Source organism: Cupriavidus alkaliphilus (assembly GCF_900094595.1).
Lineage (GTDB): Bacteria > Pseudomonadota > Gammaproteobacteria > Burkholderiales > Burkholderiaceae > Cupriavidus > Cupriavidus alkaliphilus.
Map to the genome: position 1 here is coordinate 479,363 of NZ_FMAD01000004.1, position 18,477 is coordinate 497,839.

The following is an 18,477-nucleotide window of genomic DNA, read 5'->3' on the forward strand; positions in this document are numbered from 1 at the left end:
TGACTCACAACATGCCGCGCTGGATGGCGAAGGCGGCGAGCTCGACGTCGTTGTCGGCGCCGACCTTGCGCATGACGCTCTGCTTCTGGGTACTGATGGTCTTGACGGTGCGCCCGGTCCGCACCGCGATTTCGGTCACGGACAGGCCGGACAGATAGAGCCGCAGCACTTCGCTTTCGCGGGTGGTGAGCAATTCGGCCCAGTCGTCGAAATCGCCCAGGCCGCGGCAGCGCCGGCCCCAGATCAGGTCACAAGCGATTTCCGACACCGAGGCGAGATCCAGGTGTGCCATCCGCACTGCCTTCACGACCTCATCGGCGTGGTCGCGGGCGGTCACGACATTGCGGCAGCCATCCTTGATCAGCTGCAGCACGCCGGCGCGGTCCGCGATGTTGGCGATGGCGACCACGCGTTGCCGCCCCAGCGTGGCCAGCCGCGCACCCAGGCGCGCGTAGCTGCCGAAACGCGCATCGTTGCCGTTGCCGAGCGGGAACCGCAGCGCCACCACATCGCAAGCGCCTTGCCCCAGCGCCTGCACCAGGCCGCGCTCGTCGGCGACCAGGCCTGCCAGTTCGATGCAGGCGCTGGCCGCGAGCCGCCGGCCCAACAGCCGCCGCATCACGGGTTGCGAGTCCGCGACGATCACCCGGATCTTTTCCATGACCGCTTTTCGCTCCAGCGTTGTCCCGGTTTCAGGATGGGCCATGCGCCCGGCTTTCGAAATCAGCCAAGCCTGAAATGTCTGCGGTATTTTCTGATCAGCAGTTGCCGAGGGGACGCGCGGTCGAGCGCAGACCGGCCATAACGTCGCGGGTCAGCGCCCGCGCGGAAATCGGCAGTGAGAAAGAGAAGGAGAAAGCGAAGGAAGGGAAGCTGAAGCCCGGGCGCTCACGCAGCCGCGGCCGCAATGCGGCCGCGATTATCAGGCGCCCCCAAGCAGGCCATTGGTGCGGGCATATTCGTAAAGCTCATAATCGTTTGCCAGGCCCAGCTTCTTCATGGCGATGCTTTTTTGCGCGCTGATGGTCTTGCTGCTGCGATTGGCCTGGCGCGCAATCTCGATGACTGGCACGCCGGCCGCGCACTGGCGGATCACTTCGAGTTCCCGGCGCGTCAGGATCGGCCGGCGCGACAGTTCATCGAGCCCGCCCGAGGCGAGGATGGCGCGCACCGAGGCCGGCTGGTAGCTCAGGCCGCTGAACGCGGCCCGCACCGCGGGAATCAGTTCCTGCACCGGATCGGTCTTGTTGAGGATCACCGAAATGCCGACTTTCTGGATATTGCGGATCAGCGCCGGATTATCCAGCATGGTCATGACCACGACGCGCGTGGTGGGATAGCGGCGCCGCAGCATCTGCAGCATCGGCAGGCCATCGCCAAACTGCCCGCCGGGCATGGAGTAATCGGTGACGATGACGTCGCAGTCGGTGCTTTCGAGCAAGGCGACCAGTTGCGTCGAATTGGTGGCGCTGCCGACAACCTGCATGCCCACTTCAAGGGCGAGCACACGGCTCATGCCGTCCAGGACGACGGGGTGGTCATCGGCGATGATTATTTTGATCATTCTTACCCCCTGATTTTTCGGTTCCGTGGGCCACGCACTGGTGCGCCGCGGAACTGAGCCGGTATTCAATACCGGTCATCTTCGCTGACTTAATATTAGGAGTCTTCCGAAAAACCCGAATTAAGGTATTCCTTAAATAGTACTCCGCCAATCGCCAGGATGGCCATTCCGGCTGCCGCTGTTGCTGCCGCTTTTGCTGTCGTTCTGGCTGCCGTTCTGTTCGCCTGCGGGATCGCCGGACGCGTCAAAGTACGCTGCAAGATACAAGGCCAGGTTGTCGACATGGGCCTGCACGGCCTCCTGCGCCTGCGCCACATCCAGTTCCAGTTCCCGGCACAATGCGACGATTTCCTCGCCGTCTTCGGCCAATGCCATGGCGCCGCGCATGCGATGGGCGTGGTGGCGTATAGCCTTCCATTCCCCGCTGCGCGCGGCGGCGGACAGCGCCGCGAAGTCCTCGCGCATGGTATGCGCCAGCAGCGCCAGGCTGGCGGCGCTGTCGGGGATCCGCGGCAACCCGGCTTCGACGTCGGCCGGCCGCTTCGGCCCGGCCGCATGCTCCGGCAGCACTGCCCGCAGGCACTCGGCCAGGGGACCGAGCAAGACGGGCTTGGACAAGTAACGGTCCATGCCGGCTTCCAGGCAGCGCTCCGCCTCGCCCTGCGCGATGCTGGCGGTCAGCCCGACGATCGGCACGGCCACGCCTTGCGCGCGCAGCCTGCGGCAGAGTTCGTTGCCGTCCATGCCGGGCATGTGGACGTCGGTGAGCACCAGGTCGAACTTGCGCTGCCGCCACAGCGCCAGCGCTTCCTCGCCACCGCTCGCCAGCGTGGCGCGGCAGCCAAGGCGGTCGAGCTGCTGCTGCATCAGCAGCCGGTTGTAGGGGTGGTCGTCGACCACCAGGATCTCCAGGCCCAGCTGCGGCACGGGATCGGCGGCCGTCGCCGCTGGCGGCGCGCTCATCGGCGTCATGCCGGCGGCCAGGCACAGTGCGCGCAGGATGCCAGCCTGGTGATAAGCGCTGACCAGCCAGCTGCCCCCGACGAGCTGCGGTTCGGCCGGGCCATCGGCACGTCCGAACACCACGCCGGCATAGCCCTGCGGAATCGCCGCGATACGGCGGGTGGCGACGAACAGCACCATGCCGGGTTCCGGCGCCGGCCCGTCGCAGGCGATCGCCTTGCACCCGACCGCACGCAGCGTGTCGATGGCATGGTTGCGGATCTCGTCGTCCTCGGTCAGCACGGCCACCGGCGGCAGCAACGGTTCCAGCGCCGTGCGCGGCCCCGCCTGCGGCATGCGCAGCAAGACCCGGAACACGCTGCCCTTGCCGGGTTCGCTGTGCACGGAAACGCTGCCGTCCATCAGCGCCGCCAGCCGCCGGCAGATCGACAAGCCCAGGCCCGTGCCGCCATACCGCCTGGCGGTGGACGGGTCGGCCTGCACGAATGGCTCGAACAGTTTTTCCTGGACCTCGGGCGCGATGCCGGGCCCGGTATCCGCCACCTCGAGCTGGATCGTGATCCTGCCAGCCGCATCGGCGGTCTCCGGTACAGCGGCCACCTCACCCTGCGGCGCTCGGCCCAGGCGCACGATGACATGGCCTGTGGCGGTGAACTTCAGCGCATTGCCGACCAGGTTGCCGATGATCTGGCGCACGCGCACGGGGTCGCCGCAAAGGCACGGCAGGCCCGGCTCCGGATAGCACGACAGCGCAATCCCCTTCTGCAGGGCGATCGGCGCGTGCGCCCGCACCGTCGACTCGAGCAGGTCGACCGGGTCGAACGGCACGCTGTCCAATTGCATCTGGCCCGCTTCCGCGCGCGAGTAGTCAAGCAGGTCGTCCAGGATCTGCAGCAGCACCTGCGACGAAGACTGGATGGTCGACAGCATCTCGCGCTGGCTGTGCGCAAGGCTGGTCAGCGACAGCAATTCCAGCGTGCCCAGCATGCCGTACAACGGCGTGCGGATCTCATGGCTCATGGTGGCCAGGAAGCGCAGCTTGGCGGCGCTGGCTTCGTCCGCAAGCTGGCGCGCGCGGGCCAGCTTGCGGTGCGCCTCGCGTTCTTCCGTCACGTCATGGATCGCGCACAGCAACACGTCCTCGCCCTCGAAGCGGGTACGGCGGCCGACCACCAGCACGTCGCGCGCGCCGCCGGCGCCCGCCGGTACCCGCACCTCGAGCCGCACGGGGGTTTCGCCGCGCCGCGCCAGGATGGCATCCAGCCATGGCCGGCCTTGCGTGCGCGCATCGAGCGGCAGCCATTGCGCGGCCAGCGCGTTCTCGACTCGCACATGCGCATCGGCGATGCGCACCACCCGCAGGCCCACCGGCGCGGCCTGCATCACGGTGCGGTTGAAGCGCTCGCTGTCCTCGATGCGTTCTGCATTGCGCTGCATCGGCACCACGACCCGGCGCCGGACCATGCGCGCGCCTTGCAGCACCGCGGCGATGCCAAGCCCGTAGAGCAGCAGCGCCACCCCCAGCGCCAGCCCGTGGTCGGCCAGGCCTTGCGACAGCGGGTAGGCATAGGCCGCACGCCAGCCCTGGTCGCGCGCCATGCTGCCTATCATCAGGCTGCCTTGCTCGAACCAGTAGGCCACGCCCTGCTCGCCGGGGACCAGCTCGCGCGCAACCCGCTCGCCCAGGGCCTGCGTGCGCAGCCAGCCGGCGCCGCGGCCCTGGAACAGCAGCTTGCCGCGCTCATCGAAAAACACGGCGCGCTTGCCCGATACCCGCTGCGCCGCTTGCGTGGCGCCCGGCAGGCTGACATCGCCCATCAGGGCATGGATCGGAATGGCGGTCGCGGCATAGCCGAGCAGCGTTCCCGTGGCGTTGCGCACGGGCAGGTAGCAGCTCAGCATCGGTTCCTGCCCGATGAGGCCCGGATAGGGCCCGGCCCACAACGGCGTGCCTGCCGGCGTCGAGGCGCGCGCCTCGCCGGACCGGCGCGCCAGCGCCTTGGCCCAGTTGCTGACGGCATCGGCAACCCGCGGCCCGCTCAGCGGCAGCGCCGCCGGCAGCGCGGGGGTCACCAGCGCCTCGCTGCCGTCGGCCATCAGAAACACCGAGCGCACGCCCTGCGGCGCCGTGCCCCAGTACGCGCGCTCGAAGATGGCAAAGCGGATGATGTGCGACACCGCCGCGGACCGGTCCGCGCCAGGCACCGGTGCGCCGCGCATCAGGGTCGCGGGATTGATCAGTCCGGGCAAGTCGACGGCGCGCGCACTGCCCGCGGGCACGTCCATGAGCGTGGCTTCCAGCTGGGTAGCGGGCCGGTCGTTGCGCACCAGCCGGTACTCGGGCCCGGTGATCTCGGCCATGCGCCGGATAAAGTACTCATGGGTGGCCTTGGCCGCCATCACGGCGACAAAGTGCTGGCGCGCGGCCCACGCCTGCTCCCATACGACGCGCTGGAACCGGTTATGCAGAAACAAGGCGAGGCATCCGCTGATGACCACGATCAGCAGGGCGGCAACGACGGCGAGAAGGCGACCGGGAAACTGCTTGTTTGCGCGAGACAGCCAATTGGGCATTGGCGAAGCTCCTTCTCAGCGACCTGCCTGACGCTGCTCGGGAACCGGGCGTCGTCCGGCGCCCGATGGCTGGGGAATTGCCTATGGATTATGCATCAACATCCCGGCTCTTCCCGGCACGCAGCCGTGTCGCGACGGCTGGCGTGCCATGGACGATGTCATGGTCCCGGGTCAGCGCGCCGCCGATGCCACGCACGCCGCGTCAAGCACCGCGAACGGGTTGGCCGGGCGCGCCGTTTCCGGGGGGAGCGCATAGCGCAGCGCGCACGAGGATTTCGCATCGCTGCCCCATTTGACAAGCAGCTCGCCGCTGTCCTGCTTCAGCCCGCGCACGATGATGCGCCCGCCCTGTCCCACGGTGCCGGCCGCCTGGCCCTGCGCGTCGGTGACCTCGGCGCCGAATGGCAGCGGCGCCCCATCGGGGCCCATGACCCGCAGGATCGCGGCGCGCCCGGGGTTGTCGGTCTCGAACTTCATCTTCACGATGGCGCCGGCGGTGGGTGCCGTGTTCTGCTGCGTGGTCTTCAGCGCCACGCTGATCGGCAGCCCCTTGGGATCGATCTCGATCTGGTTGGTCGAGAACGGCGTCAGGCTCGACACGATGGCGTGGCCCCACGGATCCACGCGCAGGCCGCTGCCATTGGTCACGCGCGCGCCGGCGGCGTCCGCGGCCTCGACGATGGCCATGGTGTCCCCCGGCATCGGCGTGAACGCCACGCCGCCGGCATAGGCGACGATGCCGCCGCTGATGCCAAACCCGGCCTGCGAGTAATTGCGGCCCTTGCTGGCGCTGGCGGTGACGGTGGCAAAGGGCGACACATAGCCGACGTTGGCGCCGACGGTGGCGGTGTCGGTGTTGTTGCCGCCGCCGGTGTAGCCGGCGTTGATGCCGTAGGTGAAGGCGTTGTCGTCGCCGAGCGTGCCGGTCACCGATTCCTGCAGCGAGGTGCCGCCGCTGGAGTCGTGCGACAGGCTGGTCATCGAGTGCGGTGCATGCTGGCCGGTGCCGAGCGGGATGCCCACCGTCAGCATCACCCGGTTATCCCATTTGCCGGCGTTGACGTTGAACTGGCGCGATGCCGAAATCCCATAGCTGATGCGCTTGTAGCTGTTGTTGTAGCCGGCCTGGAACTGGGTGTCGCTGCCGCTGCGGTTCCAGTAGTTCTGCGTGGACCCGGTCAGGTAGAACGAGCCGTAGCCCTGCGGCAGCATCTGGTTGATGGTCACCTGCAGCCGGCCGCGCTGGATTCCGCCCATGAACATGCCAGCGGCCATGCCGCGCTGTTCCAGGTCGCGCAGCGCCATGGCATCGGCCATGCTGAGGTAGCCGCTGCTGGAGTAGCGGTAGGCGGCGAGGGTCAGGTTGGTGTTGGTCGGCGCCACCAGCTTGCTGTACGACAGCCGCACGCTCTGGCCGTCGCGCCCGCCGGCATTCTGCAGGTCGGTCCAGGCTTGCGTGATGTCGGCGCCGAAGGCGCCCAGGTCCGTGTTCAGCGCCCCGCCGCCCATCACCGCGGTGTAGTCCTGCGCCACGATAAAGCCGCCGTAGCCGGTCACCATATTGCTGATGCCGTGCTGGACCGTGCCCTGCATCATCATCGGCCGGCTCTGGAGCGCGACATTGCGGTACTGCCCCACGGTCATGCTGTAGCGCGTGATGCCGGGGCGCAGCGCATTGACGGCCGCGGCAAAGGGCAGGCGCGAGGTGCGCACGCTGCCGTCGGCTTCGGTGATCACCAGTTCGAGGTCGCCCCCGTACCCGGTCGGATACAGGTCGGTGATCTCGAACGCGCCGGGCGCGACCGTGGTTTCGTAGATGATGTTGCCGCTCTGGCGCACCTGCACCCGGGCATTGCTGTTGGCAATGCCGCGCACGACGGGTGCATAGCCGCGTTGCGATTCGGGGTACATGCGGTCGTCGCTGGCGACCTGTACGCCGCGAAACCCAAAGCTGTCGAACAGCGCCCCATCCGTATAGGCCTCGCCGATGACCAGCTGGCTGCGGATCGGCGCCAGCGAGCGCTGCAGGCTGGTCTGCACGCTCTGGTAGCGACTTCCCTCGAAATCGCCATGGGTCAGGTTGCCCACATGACGGAAGCGCCAGCCGCCGAAATTGAAGCCGGCGTTCAGGCCGACGTAGCTCTGCGTGGTCGACAGCCCGCCAGCGTCCGAGTGGTAGACGTTGGCGTTGTACTGCAGCCGCGCCGCGGTGACGCCCTCGTCCCAGTACTTGGGATCGACATAACCGCGTGCCGTGCGCGACAGGGCCATCTGCGGCACCGACACGTCCAGCCGCTGCTCGCCGTTGTCGAAGCTGGCGGTGGCATCTGGCACCAGCTCGGGCAACGTCACGCAGCCCGCCACCAGTCTGGCCGAGGCCTCGGGGGAGAGTTTCGACAGATCGATCCCGATGCGCTCGACCCCGGCGCGGTCGAAGCAGGGCTGAACGTTGCGCGTATCGTCGCCGACCTGGCGCAGCGTCACCTCGGTCCGGCCCAGCCAGACGTCGTTCACGTAGAGCTCGGCGCGATAGTTGCCCGGCAGGGCCACGTTGCCCTTGTTGAAGCGGCTCACGTCGATGCGGACCCCGCCTGGCTGTTGCAGGAAGGTATCGTTGAATTCGACTTCGGCGAGCAACGTTGAACCACGGGAACTGCCGGGCGCTCCCCACGCACTCATGCTGGCAAACAAGGACAACACCACCGCACTGGCCGGGCGCAGCCGCGACGGGAACGACGAGGTCTTCTGGGTTTTCATGGTTTATGCCGGATGTCTGGCACTGCGCGGGCAAGACTTGCCCCTGCCGCCTGCGCGGCATCGTCAATCGGAGGATTCAGCCTGGAGGTTCGCCGGGCGGCGCCCGGCGCAAGATCAGCGCGAAACGGCCTGGGTGCTGGCGCCGTCGAGCGCGGCTTCACCGCGCGCGGCGCCGCCGTAATCATTGATGGTGTTGAAGCGAACTCTGGCGTCGGGGCCCTGCGCAACCTCGCCGGTCAGCGGGAAGCTTCGGCTTTCGCCCGGCGCGATCATGCCGCCCTCTTCAAAGCGGGCGGTCTTGCCGCCGCCGACCAGTTCAATCTTGGCGAAGGAAACGTGATACGCACTCGGGTTGCTGCCTTCCAGCGCAGGCTTGCCGCCCGCCTGGACGACGCGCCAGTGGATCATGCCCGGTGCCTCCTCCGCCGTGCCCTTCAGCCCCGCGGGACGAAAGAACAGCTTGATGCGCGAGCGAAACGCCAGTTGCAGCTTGTTGGTATCGGCTTCTTCCGCCGATGGCTTGGGCGGGATTTCGAGCACATTGAGCCAGAACACCGATTCGCGGTCCTGCGCCAGCGGCTCGCCGGTGTATAGGATGCGCAGCGTCTGGCCCTTGCCTGGATCGACACGCGACACCGGCGGGGTTACGGTGAACGGGACTTCGATGGCCGCCGGCGCTGCCTTGGGATCGCCCTTGTCGATCCACACCTGCGTCAGGGCCGGCGCCTTGCCTTCGTTGGTCAGCTTGATGGTGGCCTCGGTCTCCTGGGCGCGATAGATGACCCGCGTACCGGCGATGACCACGGAGGCCTGCGCGTGCACAGCACTAAAGAGTCCCAGCGCAACAACGCCGGCGGAAATCAGGGACTTGATTGTCATGTTCATGATGGCAGCGGGACCCATGGTTCGGATGAACCGGCAACCGGATGGACCGCCAAATGGGTTTACCGGCGCACATCGGGTAGTGCAAGGCGCGGAGCGCACCGGTAACACGCTCCGCACCCTCGGGCACAAGGCTTACTCGTAGGCGATGGAGTACATCACGCTGGAGTTGGCGGCACCGGCAGTTGCCGCGCCGGTGGCGTAGTACTGCGCGTAGTACGACAGCGTGGCCGCGCCGTTGGTGAGCGGCACCGAATTCGAGTTCTGCGCCGCATTGGTGGCGCCGGCCTTGATCGGCGTGTTGGCGGTGCCGCCGTTCAGCAGGCGGATCTGCACGTTCTGGGCGCCGCCCGCGTTCAGGATCAGGTTGCCGGTGGTGAGGTCGGTGGTCGGGCCAGCCTCGAAGAACGTATGCACGTTGCCGGTGTCTGGCGTGCACTCGGTCAGCGCGATGTTGAAGGGCGTCTGTCCAGCGACCTTGCCGATCCCGTTCAGGGTCGAGGCCGAAACCGTCGGCAGCTGCACGGTAAAGTCGTGCGAGCCGGTGCCGTTGCCGTTGATGGTGCAGGTCTGGGCGGTGATGTTGCCATTGAAAGTGATGGTGCCATCGGCGGCATGGGCAAACTGCGCGCCCATGGCGGTACCGGCGACGATCAGAGCGGCGAGAAGCTTGTTATTGGTCATGATGGGTGATTCAGAGGTTGGTAGGTCAATGGCATGCGGATCCGGCGGATCCCGCCTTGCCCCGTGCCGCGTGCAACTGCCGATCAGGTTGTGCAGTTGCCGGCCGCCCCGGGGACAAGTGGAATATAGGGATGGTGCTTAATGCCACCAATCAGGCAAGCCTTAGATCTTGTTCGGAATTTTCCCCTTTGACATACCAGGGTCACGCCATGATGCGTTGACACCACCGGGGGGCCGGCGTGGGTCTGCACCCCTCGGGCCGCCCTGTTGCTGGGCCGCCGCTGCGCGCCTCAGGCCAGGCGCGGCAGTGACACCGACACCGCAAGCCCACGCGGCTGGGCATTGCGGGCCGACACCGTACCGCCATGCGCGGCGATGCCCGCATGCGCGATGCTGAGCCCGAGCCCTGCGCCGGCCGGATGGCCCGGACCGCTGCGCACGCGATAGAACGGTTCGAACAGGCTTGCCAGCGCTTCAGCCGGCACGCCGGGGCCACCGTCGACGATATCGAGGCGGATCTCGTGCGCGTCGGCCTGCAGCGTCACGCTCACCGGCGCGGCCGGGTCGGTGTACCGCATGGCATTGCGCAGGATGTTCTCGATGGCGCTGCCCAGCGCCGCGGCATCGGCGTCGAAGATCAGCTCGTCCGGCGCGCTCCAGTGGATCGCCACGCCGCGGGCCGCGGCCTCGAAGCGGGCATCGGCGACGATCACGTCGACCAGTCCGGCGAGGTCGATGGGGCTGCGCACCGGCGCCATCGCATGCAGCCGCGCCAGCTGCAGCGTGCGCTCGACCAGGGCATCGAGCCGCTCGGTCTCGCGCTCGATGCGATCGAACTGCAGCGCGAGCGTGGCATCGCGGCGGCGCGCCAGCTCCAGCGACAGGCGCAGCCGCCCCAGCGGCGAGCGCAGCTCATGCGCAATATTGCGCAGCAATTGCTCGCGCCAGTCCACCAGGCGCTGCAGTTGGCCGGCCATGGCATCGAAATCGCGCGCCAGCTGGCCAAGCTCGTCGGCGCGGCGGGCCAGCACCGGCGGCGTGCGCGTGGCCAGCTCGCCGTGGGCGAGGGCCTGCGTGGCTTCGCGCAGGCGCCGCACCGGGCCGGTCACGTGTCGCGTCAGGGCCCAGCACAGCGGCGCCGACACCGCCAGGGCGAACAGGCCGAGCGCCAGCGCCACCGGCGACAGGTGCAGGACCTCCCAGCGCGACGAATCGAACGGCAGGAACAGCAGCAGCACCTCGCCGCCGTCCGGCAGCGCGATCGGTTGCGGGTCCCACCATGACACGCGCGCGCCGGGCCGCGGCACGTGGGCGACCGCATGGCCGATCATGCCCGCGCGCCACATCGGCACGATGCGGTCGGCCAGATGGTTGCGCAGCCGCGCCGGCAGCTGCCGGCCCAGCATGTCCTGCAGCGCGTGGTCGACGATATAGACGTCCAGCGCCGACGCATGCGAATCCATCGCCCGCAGCCAGCGCCGCAGTCCGGGACGCCCCTGTGTCCGCGCCACCTCGACCGCGTCCTGGGTGAGCGCGGCGGGGCTCAGGCCGTCGAGCGCCTCGAAGCGGTACCAGGCCACCGCTGCCGTCAGCGCCATGCCGATGCCGACGATCGCGGCCATGCCCAGCCAGAACGCCAGGAAGTTGCGCCAGAACAGCGGCAGCGGAAACAGCGCGCGCACGCGGCGCCAGCCGGTCACGGCGCCTGCACCAGCAGGTAGCCCTGACCGCGCAGGTTGCGGATGCGCAGCGGCGACGAGGTGCCGTCGAGCGCCAGCTTGCGGCGCAGCGCGCTGACGTGGGTGTCGAGGCTGCGGTCATAGCGCTCGGGAGCGCGTCCCAGTGCGAAGCGCCCGATTTCCTCGCGCGCGACCACCCGGCCCGCCGAGCGCATCAGGATTTCCAGCACGCGCTGTTCGGCGCCGGTCAGCGTGGCCAGCGCCGGTCCGTGCATGGCTTCGCCGGATGCCAGGTTCAGGCGCAGCGCGCCGGCCTCCAGCCATGGGTTGGCGCCGGTGGCCGGCGTGGCGCACTGGAACCGGCGCAGCACCGCGTGCATGCGCGCGCGCAGTTCGCGCGGGCTGAAGGGCTTGCTCAGGTAGTCGTCGGCACCGAGCTCCAGCCCGAGCACGCGGTCGGTCTCGTCGCCATGCGCGGTAAACATGATCACCGGGCGCTGCGAGCGCGCGCGGTGCAGCCGCAGCAGCTCCAGGCCGTTGCCGTCGGGCAGCATCAGGTCCAGCAGCGCGACATCGTAGTCATTGCGGGCCAGCAGGATCTCACCCTGCTCGCGGGTGTGCGCCAGCGTGACGGTGCAGTGGTCGGGCTCCAGGTATTCGCGCAGCATCTGCGCCAGTTCCAGGTCGTCGTCGATCAGCAGCACGCGCGCGGGCGGCGTGTGAGAGCACATCAGCATGCAGCTTGCCGGGGCCCTGGCGGGCGAGGAGCGGGCCGCCGGCCTCCGGTTCCGTCAAGAAACGTCAAGAAAACAAAAGCTTTCCAAAGTGACTGGTTAGCAATTTGCCCTCCGATTCTAATATGAGAATGATTGTTATTTGCATACAGCGGGGAAAATAATGAAGGACAGGCAGGCCGCCGGAAGCGGGTTGGCATTGAAGGCGGCAGCACGGGCAGTCGTTGGGACGGCATCACCGGGCGGCATGTCGCGGGCCCAATGGACGAAGGGGCTGGCGGCGGTCTGCGCGGCCTCGGGCATGACGGGGGCCTGGGCCCAGGCGCAGGAACCCAAGGCGGACGCCACCCTCGCCACCGTGGTGGTGACGGCGGCGGGCAGCGCGCAGGATATCCGCGATGCGCCCGCGTCGATCAGCGTGGTCACCCGTTCGGAACTGGAAAACAAGGCTTACCGCGACATCAACGACGCGCTGGTCGAAGTGCCGGGCGTGATCGTCAGCGGCGGCGGCGACCGCACCGATATCAGCCTGCGCGGCATGGGCGCCAAGTACACCCAGGTGCTGATCGACGGCAAGCGCCAGAGTTCGCGCGAGACCCGCACCAACTCCGACTCGTCCGGCGTCGAGAGCAGCTGGACCCCGCCGCTGGCCGCGATCGAGAGGATCGAGGTGGTGCGCGGCCCGATGTCGTCGCTGTATGGGTCCGATGCCATGGGCGGCGTGGTCAACATCATCACGCGCAAGGTGCCGAAGCAATGGACCGGCGAGCTGCGCGGCGACGCCACGCTGCAGCAGCACAGCGACTCGGGCAACCAGTACCAGGGCAACTTCTACCTGGCCGGGCCGCTCAAGAGCGACCTGCTGGGGCTGCAGCTGTACGGCCAGAGCACGCACCGCGTCGAGGACGAGATCGACTACGGCTTGCGCGGCCGCCGTGCCGAGAGCCTGACCGCCAAGCTGGCGCTGACGCCCACGCGCCAGCACGACATCGTGTTCGAGGCCACCGGCATGCGCCAGCAACGCAGCGAGACCGTGGGCAAGACCGTGCCGCCGCTGCCGCCAGGCACGCCGTGCCCGCGCACCGGCTGCCCCACCTCGTCCGAGACCGACTACCGCAGCGAGAAGTACGCGTTGTCGCACACCGGCCGCTGGGGCTTCGGCGTCTCCGACAGCTATATCCAGCAGGAGGAGTTCGACAATCGCAGCCGCCGGATGAAGATCAAGAACCTGGATGCGCGCACCAGCTGGGCCATGCCGCTGGGCAACCACATGCTGTCGGTCGGCGCCGAATACCTGAACCAGCGCCTGAACGACCAGACCGGCAACCAGATCGCGGGCGGCCCGAACCGGGTCGAGCGCTACCAGTGGGCGCTGTTTGCCGAGGACGAATGGCGCCTGGCGCAGAGCTTTGCACTGACCGGCGGCGTGCGCATGGACCATGACCAGAACTTCGGCCAGCACTACAGCCCGCGCCTGTACGGCGTCTGGCACGCGGCGCAGCGGTGGACCGTCAAGGGCGGGGTGTCGACCGGCTTCCGCGCGCCGGACCTGCGCCAGACCGTGGCCGGCTGGGGCCAGACCAGCCGCGGCGGCAACATGTACGGCAACCCGGATCTGAAGCCCGAGACCATGGTGTCGCAGGAACTGGGCCTGCTCTACGACAAGGGCAACGGCCTGCAGGCCGGCGTGACGTTGTTCAACAATGACTTCAAGGACAAGATCACGCGCGTGGCCTGCCCACTCACGCAATGCACCGACGGTCCCAACCAGTTCGGCGCCGCACCGACCACGTACATGAACGTGGACCGCGCCTACTCGCGCGGCGTGGAAGCCAGCCTGCGCTGGCCCATCGCGCAGGCGTGGTCGCTGACCGGCAGCTATACCTACACCCGCTCGGAACAGAAGACCGGCCAGTACCAGGGCCAGCCGCTGAACCAGCTGCCGATGCATCTGCTGGTGGCCACGCTGAACTGGCGCCCGTCGGAAAAGCTCAACGCCTGGGCCCGCGTCAACTACCGCGGCAAGGAAAGCCAGCCGATCACCGGGCCGTCTTCCAGCACCGTGGTGGCGCCGTCATACACCTTCGTCGACCTGGGCGCGACTTACGCCGTGACCAAGAACGTGTCGCTGTTCGCCGGCATCTACAACCTGTTCGACAAGCAGGTGAACTACACCGACTACGGCTATGTCGAGGACGGCCGGCGCTACTGGATGAGCGTGGCGGTCAAGTTCTGAGCCCCGCTGTTGTCGTGCGTCCCGGCGCCCGTGCGGTCCGGCCGGGCGCATTCATCTCCCAGAGGAATCCCGATGATGAAGTACCAACCCACCCGGCGGCGCCTGCTGGCGGCCTGCGCGGCGGCAATGCTTGCACCCGTCCTTCCCGCGCTGGCGCTGCCGGTCAGGCATGCGCAGGGCATCACCGAAGTGCCCCGGCATCCCGCCCGGATCGCGGTGTTCGACCTGGCCACGCTCGACACCCTGCGCGTGCTGGACGCCCCGGTGGCCGGCGTGCCCGACGGCAAGCTGCCCGGCAAGCTCGGCATCTACCAGGACGCGCGCTACACCCGGCTCGGGTCGGCCAGCGCGCCCAACGTCGACGCCCTGCGCGCGCTGGCGCCGCAGCTGATCGTGGTCGGCGGGCGTTCGGCATCGAAGTATGAAGCGATGGCCAAGCTGGCCCCCACGCTGGACCTGAGCCCGTCTCGCGATGACCTGGTCGGCAGCGTCGCCGCGCAGGCGGAACTGCTGGGCCAGCTGACCGGCCGCCAGGCCCGGGCCGCGCAGCAGGTTGCGGCGCTGCGCGCCGCGGTGGCGCGCCTGCAGGCGCAGGCGGCGGGCGCCGGTACCGCGCTAGTGGTGCTGACCACCGGCGGCAAGATCAGCGCACAGCCACCGGGCACGCGCTTTGGCGTGATCCATGCGGCGTTCGGCCTGCGCCCGGCGCTTGCCACCGCGCCGGAAGCCGACGCGCGCGGCATGCCGATGACGCCGGCGGAGATCCGCCAGGCCGATCCGGACTGGCTGCTGGTGATCGACCGGGATGCCGCCATCGGCCGCGCCGGCCCCTCGGCCAAGGAACTGCTCGACGTGGCGCCGCTGCAGGGCGGGCGCGCCTGGCAGCGCGGCCAGGTGCTGTACCTCGATCCCGCCAACTGGTACCTGCTCGGCGGCGCCGGGCTGGGCGCCATGCAGGACAACGTGAAGCAGATCGCCGACGCGCTCGCGCGGCAACACTGACCGCAAGGCACGCGCGGCTCAGCTCGCCGCGCCATCCGCGCGGCACGTAGCCGGCACCTCGCCGTAGCGCGCCATCAGCGCACCGGCGATCGCATTGGTCCAGCCAAAGCCGTCCTGCAGCGGATACTCGCCGCCGCCCCCGCCCTGGGCGGCCCCTTCGATATGCCGGATGCGGTATTTCTCGACCAGCTTGCATTCGTGGGTGTACAGGCTGGCCACGGTGGCCAGCCAGCGCCGCGCAATCTCGCGCGCGAGGGCCGCGTGGCCATAGCGCTCCAGGCCGCATACCGCCAGCCACTGCAGCGGCGCCCAGCCATTGGGATGGTCCCATTGCTGTCCCGAGGTGCACTCCGTGGTGGCCAGGCCGCCGTCGACCAGCAGCCGCTCCTGCACCGCCTGCGCCACCGCTTGCGCCTGCGCCGGACTGGCCAGGCCGAGATAGAGCGGCATCACGGTGGCGGCGGTGAGAAACCGGCGCGGTGCGCCGCGGCACCAGTCGTAGTCGATGAAGACGCCCGCGGCCTCGTCCCACAGGTACTGCAGGATGGCGGCCTCGCGCCGCTGCGCCGCAGCGCGGTAAGCCTCTGCCGCGGCATCGCCGGCGCGCTCGCACAGCGCGGCAAGCCGTGTTTCCAGGTGCCACAGCAGCGCATTGAGATCGACCGGCAGCATCGCCGTGGTGCGGATGGTGGCCAGGTCAGCGGGCTGGCCGGCGGCCGGGTCGGGCGCATCGAGCCAGCGCGAGCTGAAGTCCCAGCCCGACTCCGCCGCGGCGCGCAGGTCGCGGAACACCATATGGTGCGGGCGGCCGCTGCGCAGCGCGGTCTCCATGTCTTCCAGGAAAGCCTCTTCGCGCGGCCATGGGCGGTCGTCCCAATAACGGTTGAGCAGCGCGCCGCCGGGCAGGCAGACTACGCGGCGGTGCGCATGGCCGGGACACAGGCCGTCGGCGCCGTCCATCCAGAAGGCATATTCGCGGCGCAGCTGCGGCAGGAAGTCCTGCGCGCTGGCCAGTTGCTCGCGTTCGAGCAAGTCCACCATCAACGCAAACACCGGCGGCTGCGAGCGGCTCAGGTAGTAGTTGCGGGTGCCATTGGGCACCAGGCCGTAGTGATCGATCAGGTAGGCGAAATTCCGCGTCATCTCCACCATCAGGTCGCCGTGCCCGCTGCGGGCCAGCCCTTCCATGGTGAAGTAGGAATCCCAGTAATAGAGTTCACCGAAGCGCCCGCCCGGCACCACGTAGCGGTGCGGCAGCGGCAACAGCGACGACAGCGGCGGATGGGCCATGGGCTCGCGCGTCAGCACCGGCCACAGGCCGTCGATGTGCTCGCGCAAGGTGCTGGCCGGGTCAGACACGTAGTGGCTTTCCGGCACCGTGGCGCGGGTGAAATACGCCTGCACGAAATCCGCCAGCGAAAAGCCGGGCGTGTCGCGGGTCTCGCGATAGCGCGCCACGATCAGGTCGGGGTCGCAGTTGGGAATGCAGTCCGGGAAAGTCTTGCTGTCGGCGAACAGGCCGCTGTGCTGGACGTCGACGAACAGTTCGCAATAGCGTGCCGCGGGCGACAGCATGTCGGCGCACGCGCAGCCTGGCAGCGCATGCGGCGGCGGGCAGTCGCGGTGTGTGATCAATCCCGGGCGCGCCGCCACATGGATCTGGCCGGGCGCCGCGGCGGGCCCGGCCACGGCGCCGGCCCCGTCGGGCGTGGCCGGGGCGCTGCTCGGCACCGTGCTGCCGCTGGTGGCGGTGCCGGGCGGCGGTGGCACCACGGTTTCGGAATCGGGCTTGCCGGTCGGCCGCATGGACGCCTCCTTGTACCGGCAACGGCCGGCTCCAATGGGATAGAAATAGGAGCCGCAAAGCGCACGGTAAGTTCGCCGCCGCGGCGCAAAGCGCCGCATGTGCCACGCCCAGGCCGAAACGCTGCGCGCGCTACACCTCCTTTTCGCCGTGCTGCACCGGGATCGCCGGCGCGGCCTCGCGCACGCCCAGTTGCATGAAGATCCAGGCCGACGCGCAGGTGATCAGCCCCATGCAGATAAAGGTGGCATGGAAGGCCGGCAGCACCGCGGCGGGATCCCCGCCAAAGCGGTGCTGGAAAGTCGCCAGCAACGCCCCTGCCGCCGTCACGGCCAGGCTCATCGACAGCATCTGCACCATCGACAGCATGCTGTTGCCGCTGCTGGCACCGGCGCCGCTGAGGTCCTTCAGCGTGACCGTGTTCATCGCCGTGAACTGGATCGAATTGACCATGCCGAACACGGCCAGCAGCGGCACCAGCAGCCACAGCGGCAGCTGCGGCGTGATCAGCGCGAAGGCCGCCATCACCAACCCCACCACGAAGGTGTTCGACACCAGCACGCGGCGGTAGCCATGGCGCTGGATCAGCCGCGTGGCGAGCCGCTTGGACGCCATGCCGGCCGCTGTGACCGGCAGCATCATCAGGCCGGCGTCCAGCGGCGCATAGCCCAGGCTGACCTGCAGCGTCAGCGGGATCAGGAACGGCATCGAGCCATTGCCGATACGCGCGAACAGGTTGCCCAGCAGCCCGACACTGAAGCTGTGGATGCGGAACAGCCGCAACGGGAACAGCGGTTGCTTGCGACGGTTGGCGTGCAAACCGTAGGCCGTCAGCGCGGCCATGCTGCCGATCAGCAGCATCAGCACGGTGGCGTGCTGGAAGCCCAGCCCGGCCAGGCCATCGAGCGAGAACGACAGCGCCAGCATGGCGGTCGCCAGCAGCAGGTAGCCCGCGAGATCGAAGCGGCCGACGCCAGCGAGCCGCGCATTGGGCATGTAGCGCACGGTGGCCAGCGCGCCCAGCACGCCGACCGGCACGTTGATCAGGAAGATCCAGTGCCAGGACAGCGCCTGGGTCAGCCAGCCCCCCAGCGTGGGCCCGATCAGCGGGCCGATCATGCCGGGGATGGCGACAAAGCTCAGCGCCTGCAGATACTGCTCGCGCGGGAAGGTGCGCAGCACCGAGAGCCGCCCCACCGGCAGCAGCATCGCGCCGCCCACGCCCTGCACCACGCGCGCGCCGATCAGGAAGTTCAGCGTCGGCGCGTAGGCGCACAGCAGCGAGCCGGCCACGAACAGCGCGATCGCGGTCTGGAAGATGGTGCGGGTGCCGAAGCGGTCGGCCAGCCAGCCCGAGGCCGGGATGATCACCGCCATGGTCAGCGAGTAGGCGATCACCACCGACTGCATCCGCAGCGGGCTCTCGCCCAGGCTGTGCGCCATCGACGGCAGCGCGGTGTTGACGATGGTCGAGTCCAGCGTCTGCATGAAGAAGCCGACCGCCACCACCCACAGCATGATGCGGCGGGTGCGGTCGTCGGGCGCGGGCGAGGTCATGGTACGGCTCCGGGTCCGGCCGCCGCCGCCGTGACCCGGTG

The 18,477-nt window shown here is 68.7% G+C and carries 12 protein-coding genes; 2 read left to right on the forward strand and 10 right to left on the reverse strand.

Features of this window, described 5'->3' with window-relative positions:
* Positions 1–4 precede the first annotated feature (4 nt).
* From GA0116996_RS11530 to GA0116996_RS11565, 8 genes are all read right to left on the reverse strand, one after another.
* On the reverse strand, positions 5–661 hold the full coding sequence (locus tag GA0116996_RS11530) for a response regulator transcription factor (protein WP_092310961.1): 657 nt from the start codon (positions 659–661) through the stop codon (positions 5–7).
* Positions 662–922: 261 nt separating this feature from the next.
* Entirely contained in the window at positions 923–1,564 is a 642-nt protein-coding gene (locus GA0116996_RS11535) for a response regulator (protein ID WP_092310964.1), read from the reverse strand.
* Between the two features lie 132 nt (positions 1,565–1,696).
* Positions 1,697–5,101: an ATP-binding protein gene (locus GA0116996_RS11540; RefSeq protein ID WP_092310967.1), complete on the reverse strand. Its 3,405-nt coding sequence runs from the start codon at positions 5,099–5,101 to the stop codon at positions 1,697–1,699.
* A 171-nt stretch (positions 5,102–5,272) separates the two neighbouring features.
* Positions 5,273–7,858, reverse strand: a complete 2,586-nt coding sequence (locus GA0116996_RS11545) for a fimbria/pilus outer membrane usher protein (RefSeq protein ID WP_092310969.1) — start codon at positions 7,856–7,858, stop codon at positions 5,273–5,275.
* A gap of 114 nt (positions 7,859–7,972) precedes the next feature.
* The gene (locus GA0116996_RS11550) at positions 7,973–8,743 is read right to left on the reverse strand and encodes a fimbria/pilus periplasmic chaperone (protein ID WP_092311237.1); all 771 of its coding nucleotides are present in this window, start codon (positions 8,741–8,743) and stop codon (positions 7,973–7,975) included.
* Between the two features lie 132 nt (positions 8,744–8,875).
* The gene (locus tag GA0116996_RS11555) at positions 8,876–9,424 is read right to left on the reverse strand and encodes a fimbrial protein (protein ID WP_092310972.1); all 549 of its coding nucleotides are present in this window, start codon (positions 9,422–9,424) and stop codon (positions 8,876–8,878) included.
* Positions 9,425–9,714: 290 nt separating this feature from the next.
* Positions 9,715–11,124, reverse strand: a complete 1,410-nt coding sequence (locus GA0116996_RS11560) for a sensor histidine kinase (RefSeq protein ID WP_092310975.1) — start codon at positions 11,122–11,124, stop codon at positions 9,715–9,717.
* Positions 11,121–11,840 carry a response regulator transcription factor gene (locus GA0116996_RS11565; RefSeq protein WP_092310978.1) on the reverse strand — a complete coding sequence of 240 codons (720 nt, stop codon included), beginning with the start codon at positions 11,838–11,840 and terminating at the stop codon, positions 11,121–11,123. Before GA0116996_RS11565 ends, GA0116996_RS11560 begins: the two co-directional genes overlap by 4 nt.
* Before the next feature lie 244 nt (positions 11,841–12,084).
* On the opposite strand from GA0116996_RS11565, the gene GA0116996_RS11570 reads away from it, so the two are divergent.
* On the forward strand, positions 12,085–14,073 hold the full coding sequence (locus GA0116996_RS11570) for a ligand-gated channel protein (protein WP_092310981.1): 1,989 nt from the start codon (positions 12,085–12,087) through the stop codon (positions 14,071–14,073).
* 72 nt (positions 14,074–14,145) lie between these two features.
* Positions 14,146–15,075 carry a siderophore ABC transporter substrate-binding protein gene (locus tag GA0116996_RS11575; protein WP_244159817.1) on the forward strand — a complete coding sequence of 310 codons (930 nt, stop codon included), beginning with the start codon at positions 14,146–14,148 and terminating at the stop codon, positions 15,073–15,075.
* An 18-nt stretch (positions 15,076–15,093) separates the two neighbouring features.
* On the opposite strand, the gene treF is transcribed toward GA0116996_RS11575, so the two are convergent.
* Both treF and mdtD read right to left on the reverse strand, forming a co-directional pair.
* Complete coding sequence (gene treF / locus GA0116996_RS11580) at positions 15,094–16,881, reverse strand: alpha,alpha-trehalase TreF (RefSeq protein WP_092310984.1); 1,788 nt, start codon at positions 16,879–16,881, stop codon at positions 15,094–15,096.
* A 130-nt stretch (positions 16,882–17,011) separates the two neighbouring features.
* Positions 17,012–18,436, reverse strand: coding sequence for a multidrug transporter subunit MdtD (gene mdtD / locus GA0116996_RS11585; protein ID WP_092310987.1), 1,425 nt, complete (start codon positions 18,434–18,436; stop codon positions 17,012–17,014).
* Positions 18,437–18,477 lie beyond the last annotated feature (41 nt).